Source organism: Amycolatopsis sp. MEPSY49, assembly GCF_051337345.1.
Lineage (GTDB): Bacteria > Actinomycetota > Actinomycetes > Mycobacteriales > Pseudonocardiaceae > Amycolatopsis.
On the sequence record NZ_JBDLYJ010000001.1, the window covers coordinates 649,926 to 663,360 of the forward strand.

12 protein-coding genes are annotated in these 13,435 nt (G+C 70.0%); 4 read left to right on the top strand and 8 right to left on the bottom strand.

Going from position 1 to position 13,435, the window contains the following annotated elements; all coding sequences use genetic code 11:
- The first annotated feature begins 32 nt into the window (after positions 1 to 32).
- Entirely contained in the window at positions 33 to 1,388 is a 1,356-nt protein-coding gene (locus ABFJ78_RS03230) for a hypothetical protein (protein ID WP_436384097.1), read from the top strand.
- Here ABFJ78_RS03230 and ABFJ78_RS03235 read toward each other — a convergent pair.
- Positions 1,345 to 3,291: an ABC transporter ATP-binding protein gene (locus ABFJ78_RS03235; RefSeq protein ID WP_436384098.1), complete on the bottom strand. Its 1,947-nt coding sequence runs from the start codon at positions 3,289 to 3,291 to the stop codon at positions 1,345 to 1,347. The two genes, ABFJ78_RS03230 and ABFJ78_RS03235, sit on opposite strands and share 44 nt — an antisense overlap.
- Positions 3,292 to 3,311: 20 nt before the next feature.
- The gene (locus tag ABFJ78_RS03240) at positions 3,312 to 3,896 is read right to left on the bottom strand and encodes a TetR/AcrR family transcriptional regulator (RefSeq protein WP_436384099.1); all 585 of its coding nucleotides are present in this window, start codon (positions 3,894 to 3,896) and stop codon (positions 3,312 to 3,314) included.
- Between the two features lie 95 nt (positions 3,897 to 3,991).
- Here ABFJ78_RS03240 and ABFJ78_RS03245 point away from each other — a divergent pair, with 95 nt between their 5' ends.
- Positions 3,992 to 4,276, top strand: coding sequence for a DUF6191 domain-containing protein (locus ABFJ78_RS03245; RefSeq protein WP_436384100.1), 285 nt, complete (start codon positions 3,992 to 3,994; stop codon positions 4,274 to 4,276).
- Positions 4,277 to 4,586: 310 nt separating this feature from the next.
- On the opposite strand, the gene ABFJ78_RS03250 is transcribed toward ABFJ78_RS03245, so the two are convergent.
- Genes ABFJ78_RS03250 through pdhA form a run of 3 tightly spaced genes read right to left on the bottom strand, consistent with a single transcriptional unit; the run spans position 4,587 to position 8,117 of the window.
- Positions 4,587 to 5,903: a dihydrolipoamide acetyltransferase family protein gene (locus tag ABFJ78_RS03250; protein ID WP_436384102.1), complete on the bottom strand. Its 1,317-nt coding sequence runs from the start codon at positions 5,901 to 5,903 to the stop codon at positions 4,587 to 4,589.
- Positions 5,904 to 5,919: 16 nt separating this feature from the next.
- Complete coding sequence (locus ABFJ78_RS03255) at positions 5,920 to 6,912, bottom strand: alpha-ketoacid dehydrogenase subunit beta (RefSeq protein ID WP_372667430.1); 993 nt, start codon at positions 6,910 to 6,912, stop codon at positions 5,920 to 5,922.
- Positions 6,912 to 8,117, bottom strand: coding sequence for a pyruvate dehydrogenase (acetyl-transferring) E1 component subunit alpha (gene pdhA, locus ABFJ78_RS03260; protein ID WP_436384103.1), 1,206 nt, complete (start codon positions 8,115 to 8,117; stop codon positions 6,912 to 6,914). The genes ABFJ78_RS03255 and pdhA overlap by 1 nt, the downstream gene beginning before the upstream one ends.
- Positions 8,118 to 8,476: 359 nt before the next feature.
- Here pdhA and ABFJ78_RS03265 point away from each other — a divergent pair, with 359 nt between their 5' ends.
- On the top strand, positions 8,477 to 9,898 hold the full coding sequence (locus ABFJ78_RS03265; protein WP_436384104.1) for a M20/M25/M40 family metallo-hydrolase: 1,422 nt from the start codon (positions 8,477 to 8,479) through the stop codon (positions 9,896 to 9,898).
- A 106-nt stretch (positions 9,899 to 10,004) separates the two neighbouring features.
- Here ABFJ78_RS03265 and ABFJ78_RS03270 read toward each other — a convergent pair whose 3' ends face one another.
- Positions 10,005 to 10,565: a TetR/AcrR family transcriptional regulator gene (locus ABFJ78_RS03270; RefSeq protein WP_436384105.1), complete on the bottom strand. Its 561-nt coding sequence runs from the start codon at positions 10,563 to 10,565 to the stop codon at positions 10,005 to 10,007.
- Between the two features lie 84 nt (positions 10,566 to 10,649).
- Here ABFJ78_RS03270 and ABFJ78_RS03275 point away from each other — a divergent pair, with 84 nt between their 5' ends.
- Entirely contained in the window at positions 10,650 to 11,651 is a 1,002-nt protein-coding gene (locus ABFJ78_RS03275; RefSeq protein WP_436384106.1) for a hypothetical protein, read from the top strand.
- Here the strand turns inward: ABFJ78_RS03275 and ABFJ78_RS03280 are convergent.
- Together ABFJ78_RS03280 and ABFJ78_RS03285 are read right to left on the bottom strand one after the other, a co-directional pair.
- Positions 11,648 to 12,490, bottom strand: a complete 843-nt coding sequence (locus ABFJ78_RS03280; protein ID WP_436384107.1) for a transglutaminase family protein — start codon at positions 12,488 to 12,490, stop codon at positions 11,648 to 11,650. The two genes, ABFJ78_RS03275 and ABFJ78_RS03280, sit on opposite strands and share 4 nt — an antisense overlap.
- Entirely contained in the window at positions 12,487 to 13,434 is a 948-nt protein-coding gene (locus ABFJ78_RS03285; RefSeq protein ID WP_436384109.1) for an alpha-E domain-containing protein, read from the bottom strand. The genes ABFJ78_RS03280 and ABFJ78_RS03285 overlap by 4 nt, the downstream gene beginning before the upstream one ends.
- Between the last annotated feature and the right edge of the window lies 1 nt (position 13,435).

The following is a 13,435-nucleotide window of genomic DNA, read 5'->3' on the forward strand; positions in this document are numbered from 1 at the left end:
GCCGCCCAGCGCACCGGCTAGTGTCACCCCTCGTGTCCGACTGGCTCCGCTGGCTCCTCATCGCCGCAGTGGTGCTCGCCGCGGTCGGCCTGGTCGTCGGGCGGCGGGTGTCACCGGGTCGGTTGGGGCTTTCCTGGCCGCGGCTGCCGAACCTCGACGGGCGGGGCTCGATCCTGCTGTCCGTCCTCGCGTGGCTGCTCGTCGCGATCGTCGTCGCCGGCGGGACCGCCGGTGGGCTGTTGTGGTTCCTCGGCTGGCCGAAGCTGCCGAACGCCGGGGTGTTCGGGGTCGACCAGGTGCTCGACCTGCTGAAGATCGCCCTCTCCGTCGTCGCCGGGTTCGGCGGTGTCGTGCTGCTCGCCGTCAACTACCGCAAGCAGCGGATCACCGAAAAGGAGCACGCCCTGGCCGTCGACAAGGCCGATCGGGAGGTGGTGCAAGGCTTCAACGAACGGCTCGGGACCGCCGCCGAGCAGCTCGCGCACGACAGCCCGGCCGTTCGGCTGACCGGCGTGTACGCGCTCGCCGGGCTCGCCGATGACTGGGTCGACAAGCGTCAGGTCTGCGTCGACGTCCTCTGCGGGTACCTGCGGCTGCAGCCACAAGTGATGTCGTCCGGCGAGGCCGAGGTCCGGCAGGCGATCCTGCGGATGATCCGGGACCGGCTCACCGGGACCGCCTGGCGGCAGCCGGTCGACTTCGACTTCACCGAGGTCGTCTTCGACAACGCCGATTTCGCCGGCCTGCGTTTTCCCGGGCGAGTGATCTTCGACCGGGCCGAGTTCGCCGGCGAGCTGACGTCTTTCGACCGGACCAAGTTCGCCGGGGCGCTGAGCTGTCACGGCACGCGGTTCACCGCCGACCGGACTTCGATCACTTACGCGTGGCTCGACGGCGGTGCCGAATTCGTCGGCGCCGAGTTCGGCGGAGGGGAACTGATCTGCTCCGGGTGGGACGCTCGCGGACCGGTCGACTTCTACCGTTGCCGGTTCCCGGTCGGCACGCTCGACTTCTCCGCGTTGTCCATCGAGAACGCCGTAGTCCGGTTCGAGCAGGTCGAATTCAGCGACGCCGCCCTCGATTTCGGCCTGCTGGGCAACTGGTCCGGCAGCAGCGCTTTCGCTCGGCTGAGCTTCGAGGACGTGCGGTTCACCCGGTGCCGGCTCGATCTGCGGTTCCTGTCCGACAGTGAGCGGGCGATCTGGTTCACCGACTGCCTGCTCGACACGACGGCCGTCGTCATCGACGACCGCGAGGCGCCGATGCCGTGGCTCAACCTCCGCAACGTGGAGCTGCGCGGGGGCACCGAAATCCCCGAGAGGATCATCCGGCGCCCCCCATCGCTCAGCTCGGCACCTCGTCCAGGTACGCGCGCGCCTGGAGGGTGAACAGCTCCGCGTATCCCGCCTTCGCCGCCATCAGCTCCTCGTGCGTGCCGTACTCCGCCACCTTCCCGTGGTCCAGCAGCAGGATCCGCTCCGCCTGCCGCACCGTCGAGAACCGGTGCGAGATGTACAACGTCGTCCGGCCCTCGGACAGCTCACGCAGCCGCGAGAACAGATCGTGCTCGGCCTGCGCGTCCAGCGCCGACGTCGGCTCGTCCAGGATCAGCAACGGCGCTTCCCGCTGGAACGCCCGCGCCAGCGCGATCTTCTGCCACTCGCCGCCGGACAGCGAGACGCCTTGATCGAACCAGCGGCCCAGCGGGCTGTCGTAGCCGGACGGCAGGCGCTCGATGCGCTCGTCCGCGCCCGCCCGGCGGGCCGAGTCCTCGATGTGCGGACGGTCTTCCAACCGAGAAAGGTCGCCCAACCCGATGTTCTCCGCCGCCGTTCCCTGGTACGTCACGTAGTCCTGGAACATCGCGCTGATCCGCGTGCGCAGCTCCACCGGGTCGTACTCGCGGATGTCGACGCCGTCCAGCAGAATGCGGCCGCCGGTCGGGTCGTACAGGCGGCAGAGCAGCTTGAACAGCGTCGACTTGCCCGCGCCGTTGCGGCCCACCACCGCCACCGTCTCGCCGGGGTGGATCTCGAAGCTGACGTTGTCCAGCGCCGGCTCGTCCGCGCCCGGGTAGCTGAAGGTCACCGACTCGAACTCGATGTGTCCGTCCACTTCGGAGGGAAATGGACGTGGCGAAGCAGGTGGTGTGATCTCCGGCTTCGTGTCCAGGAAGCGGTACAGCGTGTCCAGGTACAGATTGTTCTCGTACATCCCCGAAAACGCCGTGAACAGCCCGGACACCGACGTCTGCACCGAAGTAGCCGCAGCTGTGTACAGCGCCAAGTCGCCGAGCGTGAGCCGGCCGCCGACCGCCTCCAGCGCGATGTACAGGGCGATCGCCGAGCCCGCGAACGTGCTCAGCAGGCCCCAGGACGTCGAGCTGATGTTGCGGTTGATCGTCAGCTTCCGCTGCCGCTCGTACGACACCAGGCCGAGCCGGCGGAACCGGTCGACGAAGTACGGGCCGAGCCCGAACAGCTTCGTCTCCTTGGCGTACGTGTCCGTCGTGACCAAAGAGGACAGATAATCCATCCGGCGCTTGATCGGCGACATCAGGAACGTCAGCCAGAACGCGCGCGAGCCGTACTTCGACTGCGAGATGAACGCGGGGATCGGCGCCACCAGGGCGACCAGCGCCAGCAGCGGGCTGATCGCGACGAGCAGCGCGACCATGCTGCCGAACGTGATCAGCGTCCGGACCAGCCCCAGTGCGGAGTTCATCATCGACAACGGCCGCGTCGGCGCCTCTTGCGCGGCTTGGCGCAGCATGTCGTACGACGTCGAGCCCTCGAAGTACGCGAGGTGCAGCTCGCTGGCGTGCGCCATCACCTGGTGGCGGATGGTCAGCGTCATGCGTTCCTGCAGCAGCGACTGCGCGATCGACGTCAGCGCGCTGCTGATCGCCGTCGCGGCGAGCACGCCGAACTGGAACAGCGCGACGTTCACGATGTCGCCCGTGGTCCCCTTGCCCTGGATCGCCGCGACGACCGAGTCGAGCAGCAGCTTCGCGATGTACGCGGTCACTGTCGGCAGAAGGCCCGACAACAGCGTGATCAGCGCCAGGAGGATCGTCAGGATCGGGCTGGCCTGCCAGGTCAGCTTGACGACCTTCGGCAGGCCGCGGACCGTGCCCGCCACGGACGTCTTCGCCCGCTTGAGCCGCGAGCGCAGGTCCTTCGGCTGGTCTTCCGGCTTCGGTTCCGGAATGTCGACGGGCCCGGTGAGCCCGCTCTCCGGCACTGTCGTCGCGTGCCGCCGGCGACCGCGCCGGGCCAGCATGAACTCCATGCCGCCCCCACCGCCCGGGATCACTTGGCCTCCACGGCGCCGTGCAGGAAGACGTCGACCACCTGGCGCATGGTGGGGGCGTCGTCGATCGGCGCCATCCGGCGGCCGCCGAACAGCAGGGTCAGGAACAGCGCGGCCAGCTGCTCGGGGGTCAGCCGCAGCTGATCCTTGTCGGGTTCGAACAGTTCGGTGATCGCGCCGCGCATGGCGGTCATCGACTCGCTGCGGCCGCCCTTCATCGTGCGGTTCTTCAGCCGCTGCTCGGGGTCGCGCTGCTTGTGCCTGCCGGACGCGTGCAGGGCGCCCATCAGCGCGCCCATCCGCTCGAGGTGCGCGCCGAGCGCTTCGGCGGCCTCGACGAGCCGGTCCGCCAGGGGCTGCTCGATGGGAATCTCGGCGATCGCGTCGAGGACGTGGTCGGGGCGCAGCACCTCGGCGGTGCAGGCGTCGAACAGCTCGTCCTTGTCCTTGAACGCGCGGAAGATGGTGCCCTCGCCGATGCCGGCGGCGCGGGCGATCTGGCTGGTCGTGACGTTGGCGCCGTGCTCCATGAGGAGCGGCAGCACCGCGTGCACGATCATGGCGCGCCGGTCTTCGACGCTCATGCTCGGTGCTCTGCGTCGGGTCTCGGGTGCTGGTGTCATGCCACCAGTGTGCGGAGTGAGTGCTCACTCCGTCAAATGAGTATAGGGTTCGCCCCATGGGCGTGCTCTGGGCGATGGCGTTCCCCATCCTGGTCGTGCTGCTGTTCCTGCTCGCCGTGCTCGAGGTCTGGGGTCGTCGGTTCCTGCCGTGGCACCGCCGCGGCGACGGCCCCCGGATGGCGAGCGCCGTCGCGACCGAAGAGGTCGAGGCGATCCTCGGCGGCACGAAGCAGCACGAGTTGGAGCAGCGCCAGGTTCAGCTGATGCTGGTCGAGAACCAGGCCGGCGGCGCCACGCGGGTCGATCTGGACGCGGGGAAGATCGTCTTCCGGAAGCCTTGAGCATCTGTTCCGGCCCTGGGTCGTCGCCTCCGTTTTCCGGAGGCTCTTCTCGAACGTGAGTTTCTGGGTTGCCTTGGGCATGGTCAGCGTCTGCTCATACGCGAAACGCTGCTCGAGGAAGAAAGTGCCGGCGGTACCTCGATGCTTGTTACGTTGAGTTATTGTTTCTCGATTACTCCGATTGAGAAGTCAGCGTATAACGCGATGTCACCATAGCGTTGCCCGTTCGCCGCGGAACCGCGAGCAGTTGGGCGCCTGAACGTGATGAGGGGTGGCTCCGAACCCGGAGCCACCCCTCATCGGCAGAACGTCAGTACGTCATCGCCATGGCCGGGTCGGCCAGCAGCGCGCCGACGTCGGCCAGGAACTCCGAGCCCTGCTGGCCGTCGACCACCCGGTGGTCGAAGCTCAGCGACAGCTGCAGCACCTTGCGGACCTTGATCTCGCCGTCCACCACCCACGGCTGGTCCTTGATCGCGCCGAGGCATAGGATCGCGGACTCGCCCGGGTTGATGATCGGCGTTCCGGTGTCGACGCCGAACACGCCCACGTTGGTGATCGTGATCGTGCCGTTCGCCATGTCCGCCGGCGACGTCTTGCCCTCGCGGGCGACGTCGGTCAGCGTCGTCAGCGCCTGAGCCAGCTCCTTCAGCGACATCGAGTCGGCGTCGCGGACCTTCGGCACGATCAGGCCGCGCGGGGTCGCCGCCGCGATGCCGAGGTGCACGTAGTCCTTGTAGACGATCTCCTGCGCCGCCTCGTCCCAGACCGCGTTGACGTCCGGGGTGCGCTTCGCCGCCAGGCACACGGCCTTCGCCGCGAACGTCAGCGGCGTCACCTTCACGCCGGCGAACTCCCGCGACTTCTTCAGCTTCTCGCGGAACTCCATCATCGGCGTGACGTCGATGGTCAGGAATTCCGTGACGTGCGGAGCCGTGTACGCGCTCTGCACCATCGCCGCCGCGGTCATCTTCCGGACGCCCTTGATCGGCACGCGCCGCTCGCGGGAGCCGCTGTCCACAACGGACTCGACGACCGGCGTGCCGTTGGCGGCCCGCTCGACGTCCTCGCGGGTGATCACGCCGCCGGAAGCGCTGCCGGTCAGCGCGTGCAGGTCGACGCCGAGGTCCTTCGCCAGCTTCCGCACCGGCGGCTTCGCCAGCGGGACGTACCCGCCGCGCGGAGCGGCCGGAGCAGCGGGCGCAGGCGCCGGAGGAGCGGCAACAGCCGCGGCAGGGGCCGGAGCGACGGGCTCGGCACCCTTCCGCGCGCGTCGCTGCGTGACGACGGCCTTGGAGCCGTAGCCGACCAGCGGCTTCATCTCTTCTTCTTCGGCGGGAGCCGGCACGGCGGCAGCGGGAGCGGGAGCCGCGGCGCCACCGGGGTCGACGTCGATGGTGAGGATCGGCGTGCCGACCTCCACCGTCTGACCCGGCTCGACGAGCAGCTCCGTGACCACCCCGGCCCACGGGATCGGCAGCTCGACGGCGGCCTTCGCGGTCTCGATCTCGACCACGATCTGGTTGACCGTCACCGTGTCGCCCGGCTTGACGTGCCAGTTCAGGATGTCGGCTTCGGTCAGCCCCTCGGCGGTGTCGGCCAGGGGGAACTGTTTGTACGTAGGCATTGCGCGGAGATCCCCCTTACCAGGCGAGCGAGCGGTCGACGGCGTGCAGCACCCGGTCCAGGTCGGGGAGGTAGTGCTCCTCGAGCTTGGCGGGCGGGTACGGCGTGTCGAACCCGGTCACCCGGAGGACGGGCGCTTCCAGCGAGTAGAAGCACTCCTGCTGGACGCGCGCGGCGATCTCCGACGTCAGCGACGACTCCGACGGCGCCTCGGACAGCGCGATCAGCCGGCCGGTCTTGCGCACCGACTCGAACACCGGGCCGAGGTCCAGCGGCGAGAGCGTGCGCAGGTCGATGACCTCGAGGGACTTGCCCTCGTCCTCCGCCGCGGCGGCCGCGTCGAGCGCGACCTTCACCGACGGGCCGTACGCGACGACCGTCGCCGTCGTGCCTTCGCGCACGACCTGCGAGGAGAACACCTGAGCCGGTGTTCCGGCCACGTCGATCTCCGCGCGCAGCGCACCCGAGTGGTACAGCCGCTTCGGCTCGAAGAACAGCACCGGGTCGTCGGACTTGATCGCCTGCTGGATGCCCCAGTAGGCGTCGACGGCGTTCGAAATGGACACGACCTTGAGGCCCGGGATGTGCGCGAACAGCGACTCCGGCGACTCCGAGTGGTGCTCGACCGCGCCGATCCCGCCGCCGAACGGCACCCGGATCACGACGGGCATCTTGACCTTGCCCTGCGTCCGGTAGTGCAGCTTCGCCAGCTGCGAGGAGATCTGGTCGAAGCCGGGGAAGATGAAGCCCTCGAACTGGATCTCGCACACCGGCCGGAAGCCGCGCACGGCCAGGCCGACCGCGGTGCCGATGATGCCGGACTCCGCGAGCGGCGTGTCCAGCACGCGCTGCTCGCCGAAGTCCTTCTGCAGGCCGTCGGTGATCCGGAAGACGCCGCCGAGCTTGCCGACGTCCTCGCCCATGATCAGGACCTTGGGGTCTTCTTCCATCGCCCGGCGCAGGCCGAGGTTGAGCGCCTTGCCGATGGTGAGTTTCTGGAGGTCGGTCATCAGTGCTCACCCGCCGATACGAAGCCGTCGAGGTAGGACAGGAACTCTTCGCGCTGCGCGTCCAGCACCGGGTTGCCCTCGGCGTAGACGTTGCTGAAGATCCGCTCCGGCGGCGGCTCGGGCATGTTGAAGGTGTAGTCGCGCAGGTCGGCGGCGAACGCGTCCGCCTCGGCCTGGACGCTGTCGAAGAAGGCCTGGTCGGCGTAGCCGCCGCGGGCCAGGTACGCGCGGACGCGCTCGATCGGGTCCTTGAGCTTCCACTCCTCCAGCTCGTCGGAGAGGCGGTAGCGGGTCGGGTCGTCGGTCGTCGTGTGCGCGTCCATCCGGTAGGTGAACGCCTCGATCAGGACCGGTCCGTTGCCGTGGCGGCACTCGTCGAGCGCCCAGCGGGACACCGCGAGGCACGCCAGGACGTCGTTGCCGTCGACGCGGATGCCGGGGAAGCCGTAGCCGCGGGCGCGCTGGTACAGCGGCAGGCGCGACTGGCGCTCGGTCGGCTCGGAGATCGCCCACTGGTTGTTCTGGCAGAAGAACACCAGCGGCGCGTCGTAGACGGCGGCCCAGACGAACCCTTCGTGGACGTCGCCCTGCGAGGTCGCGCCGTCACCGAAGTAGCAGATCGTGGCTTCGCCGTCGTCGTCGCCGACCTTGCCCTCGAACTTCTGGCCCATCGCGTACCCGGCGGCGTTGAGCACCTGGTTGCCGATCACGATGGTGTACGGGTGGAAGCCGTGGCCCTGGTAGTCCCAGCCACTGTGGTCGGTGCACCGGAAGATGCCCAGCAGGTCCTTCATGTCGACCCCGCGCGCGTACGCGACGCCGTGCTCGCGGTAGCTGGGGAACGCCATGTCGTTCTTCTTCAGCGCCCGGCCGGAGCCGATCTGCGCGGCTTCCTGCCCGAGCAGCGGGACCCAGATGCCCAGCTGGCCCTGGCGCTGCATGGCGTTGGCTTCGCGGTCGGCCCGCCGCACCAGCACCATGTCGCGGTACAGGCCGCGCAGCGCTTCGGCGTCGACGTCCTCGACGTACTTGTCGAACTGGGGCGAGGGGACCCGTTCGCCTTCGGGGGTGAGCAGCTGAGTCAGCTCAGCGCCACCTTCGCTGGTTGCCCGCAATCCGGCGATCACCTGCTCGGGGGAAGGCTGGGCCGCGACGGCGGCCGGCCCGTCTCCAGGTTCCGGGTGCGTCCACTGTTCGGACGGCATGCGCAGTACTCCTCGGTGTCGGTGCCTCTGGCGGCCGCTTGTGGCGACCACAGCGACTGCACCGGCGGGGACCAGCGCATCGGGTCCGAAGCGCTCGGTCACCGTCGGCGTTGACGGTTCTCGCCGTCATCCTGGCACGAAGGTCCGCGTTTTGGTGAGTGACGGATGCTGATTTGTTGCTGAGAAGAGGGCCCTGAACAGGGAAAACGCTTGGAAGCCCGAGCATCGGACCTACGAGAGTCGGGTACCGGTCGCCGTGCTCACCAGGCGTGGTGTGATCGGGTGCTCGCGTGATCACCCGCGCCGGGGACGACGTTGTGATGTGCCGCACGCCGGGAGCCCCGTGGCACGATGGCGGCGTGGAGCAGAAATCCGTTCGTGAATCCGTCGTGACGTCGTGGACCGACGACGTCATCCCGAGCCTGTCCGGGCTGGTGGCCATCCCCGCCCTGTCCCCGGCCTTCGACGCCGACTGGGCGAACACCGGGCACCTGGCCGCCGCCGTCGACCACGTCCGCGAGTGGATCGCCGCGCGCGACCTGCCCGGCGCGACCCTCGACGTCGTGCAGCTCGAAGGCCGCACGCCCCTGCTGCTCGTCGACGTCCCGGCGACCCCAGGCGCGGCGGGCAAGGGCACCGTCCTGATGTACGGCCACCTCGACAAGCAGCCGCCCGTCGGCGGCTGGTCCGAGGGCCTCGGGCCGTGGACGCCGGTGATCCGCGACGGCCGGTTGTACGGCCGCGGGTCCGTCGACGACGGCTACTCCGGCTACGCGGCGACGACGGCGATCCAGGCCGTGCACGCGGCCGGCGGCGAGCACGCGCGGATCGTCGTGCTGCTGGAGACCGGCGAGGAGTCCGGCAGCCCCGACCTGCCCGCGTACGTCGAGCACCTGGCCGACCGGATCGGCGACGTCTCGCTGGTGGTCTGCCTCGACGCCGGCGGCAGCGACTACGAGCGGTTGTGGCTGGTCACGAGCCTGCGCGGGATGCTGCACCTGGACGTCACCGTGCAGCTGCTGGGCTCGGCGCAGCACTCCGGCGTGGCTTCCGGCGTCGTCGCCAGCTCGTTCCGCGTGCTGCGGAAGCTGCTCGAACGGCTCGAGGACAGCACCACCGGCGAATTGCTGCTCGACGAGCTGAAGGTCGACGTCCCGGCGAACCGGCTGGCCGAGCTCAAGGCCGTCTCACAGGACTTCCCGGAGGCGCTGGCGACGGCGTTCCCGCTGGTCGAAGGCGGCCGCGTGATCACCGAAGACGCGCTGGAACTGGCGCTCAACAACACCTGGCGCCCGACGCTCTCGGTGATCGGCGCCGACGGCTTCCCGAAGCCCGCCGACGCCGGCAACGTCCTGCGCGAGAGCACCACGCTGACCCTGAGCTTCCGGCTCCCGCCGACGGCCGACGCCGAGAAGGGCCTCGAAGCCGTCAAGAAGGCCCTGACCACCGACGTCCCGTACGGCGCGAAGGTCACCTTCGGGCACAACCCGCAGGCGGAGGACGGCTGGAACGCGCCGACCGAGGCGCCGTGGCTGACGAACGCCCTGCGCACGGTCAGCGACGAGGTTTTCGGCCGGCCGCACCGGGCGGCCGGCATGGGCGGGTCGATCCCGTTCATGGGGCTGCTCTCGCGAAAGTACCCGGAGGCGCAGTTCCTGGTCACCGGCGCGTGCGGGTCCGACTCGAACATCCACGTGCCGGACGAGTGGCTGCACCTGGACTACGCGCAGCGGGTCACCGAGGCCGTCGCGCACATCCTCGACGCGCACGCCCGCGGCTGACCCGTCACTTTCCCTATGAAAGTGATCCGGAGGACGCCCCTCCACGTCACTTTCATAGGGAAAGTGATCCGGAGGACCCTCCGGATCACTTTCACGTGAAAGTGCGCTAGCGGCAGGCCTCGTGGAACGCCGAGGTGGCCGCGTTGAGGTAGGCCGGGAATTCCTCGGCGCCGGCCGAGTCGATCCAGCGGTCGAACGCGTCGCCGAGGATGATCGCCGCGGCCTGTGCCGCCGGTTTCGCCAGCTCGGGCGGTGTTCCCCGGCGCTCCAGGGCGTCCCGGATCGCGGCCGTGATCGCCGCGCCCTTGCTCCGCTCGCGTTCGCGGAGCTCGGCGCTCGAAGCGATCACGGCCCGGCGTTCCGGCGACGGGTCGACGAGCCGCGTCACCTGCGTGCCGACCTCGGCGAGCGCGCCCAGGGCCGTGCGAAGCGGCGACTCGGCCTCTTCGGCGGCGAGGACGGCTTCGCCGACCGCCGGCGGTAGCTGCTCCGCGCCGGCGAAGAGGACTTCGCGCTTGTCGGCGAAGTAGCGGAAGTACGAGCGGCGGGTGATCCCGGCGCGCTCGGCGATCTGCGTCACGGTCACGGCGTCGTACCCGTGCTCGGCGAACAGCTCCAGCGCGGCTTTCCGCAGCCGGTCCGCGGTGCCGGGATCCCATCTGGCCACGGCCCCAGCCTACAAGTCATGTCTCACTGTGTCGTCACGTGCTAGCCTCGGTGATGACACACTGAGACATCACCGGAGGTCGACATGGAGATCTGGGTACTCGGAGCGCTGGGCCGGACCGGCCGGGGCATCACCGCCGAACTCGAGCGGCGGGGCGTGCCGGTCGTGCTGGTCGGACGCAACCGTGAGCGGCTCGAGGCGACGGGAGAGAAGTACGTCGTCGCGGACGGTGTCGAGGCGATCGCGACGGAGATCCGGCGGCAGCGGCCGGCCGTCGTCGTCAACACGATCGGCGAGTACGCCGCCACGGCCGCGACGATCGCGCGGGCGTGCCTACCTGGCGGCCACTACGTCGACCTGGCCGCCGACCTCGCCGCCGTCGAGCGGCTGCTCGATCTGCACGAGGAGGCCCTGGCCGGTGGCAGCACCTTCGTGACCGGCGCCGGCTTCGGCGTCCTGGCCACGGAAGCCGTCGTGGCGAAGCTGTGCGAGGGGCGCGACACGCCGAGCCACGTGCAGGTCGACGCGCTGGCGTCCGTCGCCGTCGAAGCGGGTGCCATGGGCGTCGCGCTGGCCGCCAGCATCGTCGATGCCCTCACCACGGCCAAGCCCGGCGCGGCCCCGAGAGCCATCGCCCTGCCGGACGGCGAGTCGGTGAAGGCGGCGGGCATTCCCTCGGGTGAGCTGATCGCCGCCCAGCGCGCGAGCGGTGCGCCGGACGTCACGGTCATCTCGGCGCTCGCGCCGGTCGCTCCGGTGGTTCGGGCGCTCCTGCCCCTGCTCAGCCGGGTGGTGGCGATCCCGGTCGTGCGCCGGTTCGCGGTCCGGCGGCTGGCCGGGATCCAGGCGAAGGCTGCTCCGCGTCCCCGCACGCACTCTTGGGGTCACGCCGTCGTCACCTGGCCCGACGGCACCACGCGCGACGGCTGGCTCCGCGCCGGCGAGGGCATGGACTTCACGACGGCGGTCGTGGCCGAGGTCGCGGCCCGCCTGGCCCGCGGCGAGGGCAAGCCCGGCGCGCACACCCCGGCGTCGGCCCTCGGCGCGGAGGTGGCCGAGGCGGCGGGCGGGACGTTCCTCCTCTAAGCCAGCCGGGTCAGGTGGACCGAGACGTCCAAAGTGGACTGCCCGCCGCCGGTGAAGATGCCCTTCAACGGCGCCACGTCCGCGTAGTCCCGGCCCATCGCCACCCACACGTGCCGCGGGCCGACCGGGATCGCGTTCGTCGGGTCGTACGCCCACCAGCCACCGGTCCAGACGTCGACCCAGGCGTGCGACTCGCCCTCGACCACCTCGCCGAGCTTCCCCTCCGGCTTCGTGTGGAGGTACCCCGAGACGTACCGCGCCGGGACGCCGATCGCCCGCAGCATCACCAGCGAGACGTGCGCGAAGTCCTGGCAGACACCTTCACGCGCCTGCCAGGCGTCCGTCGCCGTCGAGTGGACGCCCGTCGTGCCCGGCTGGTACTTGAGCTGCTTGTTCACCCACTCGCACACCGCCAGGACGGCGTCCGCCGGATCAAGTCCGGTCCGCAGCGCGCGGGCCTCGCGCGCCAGCTCGGGGTCGCGCGGGGTGTAGTCGGTCGGCGTCAGGTACTCGGTGCGGTGGTCGACGACCGTGTCGGACCGCAGGTCCTTCCAGGTCGCGGTGCGGATCGGCTCGGCTTCGTCCGCCGTCTCGACCACCGACGTCGCCAGCACCGTGAACTCGGTGTGCGGCGCGTGGAGGTCGAACGACGTCACGACCGTGCCCCAGTAGTCGGTGTACCGGTAGGCGCGAGTCGCGGGGGTCGTCTCGATGCGCGTCGCGACCGTCGTCTGGCGGCGGTCCGAACGCGGGGTCAGCCGCGCCTCGTTGTACGACTGCGTCGCCGGTGTCGCGTACCGGTACCCCGTCCGGTGCGCCACCCGCAGCTGCCACGTCACAGCGAAACCTCCGCACCGCTCCACGCCACCCACGGCGACGTGCTGAAGTACTGCAACGACACCGCTTCCCCGATTTCCCGGATCGACGTCTGCAACGCCGCGAGCCGCCCCGGCAGGTCGGTGAGCAGCTCCGACGCCCGGAGGAACTCCAGCTCGCTGCGCGCCCGGCCGAGCTCGCGCAGCGCCTCCGACTTCTCGTTGCTGCGCGCGCCGCCACCCGGGTCGAGCCGTTGCAGGCACTCCTCCGCCTGGCGAAGCGCGTGGAACACCGAGCGCGGGAACAGCGTGTCCCGCAACAGGAACTGCACGACGCGGCCGGCGTCGAGCGCACCGCGATACGTCCGCAGGTACGTGTCCTGCGCGCCGGCCGAGCGCAGCACCGTGATCCAGCCCGGCGACGACGCGCGGTCCGCGACCCGCGAGAGCAGCAGCCGGACGACCATATCGGCGCGTTCGATCGAGCGGCCGAGCACCATGAACAGCCAGCCGTCGTCGCGCGACATCGTCGAGTCGGCGAGCCCGGCGAACATCGCCGCGCGTTCCTCCACGAACGACAGGAACGCGTGCGGCCCGGCCCGGCGCGCGTACCGCTGCCGGTCCGGGACCGCGTTCCACGTCGCGTTCAGGCATTCCCACAGCTCGGTCGAGACGACTTCGCGCGCGCCGCGCGTGTTCTCGCGCGCGGAGTTGATCGAGCCGACGATCGACGCCGGGTTGTCCTTCGCGTACGCGACCAGCTCGGTCAGCTTCCAGACGTCGAGGGCTTCGCCGTCGGGGGTGTCGATGCCCAGGACGGCCAGCAGCTGGCGGCTCGCGTGGTCGGGGTCGACCGTCGCGTCTTCCAGCAGCTGGTGGACCGAGACGTTGAGGATCCGGGAGGTGTCGTCGGCGCGTTCGACGTACCGGCCGATCCAGTAGAGCGACTCCGCGTTGCGTGCCAGCATC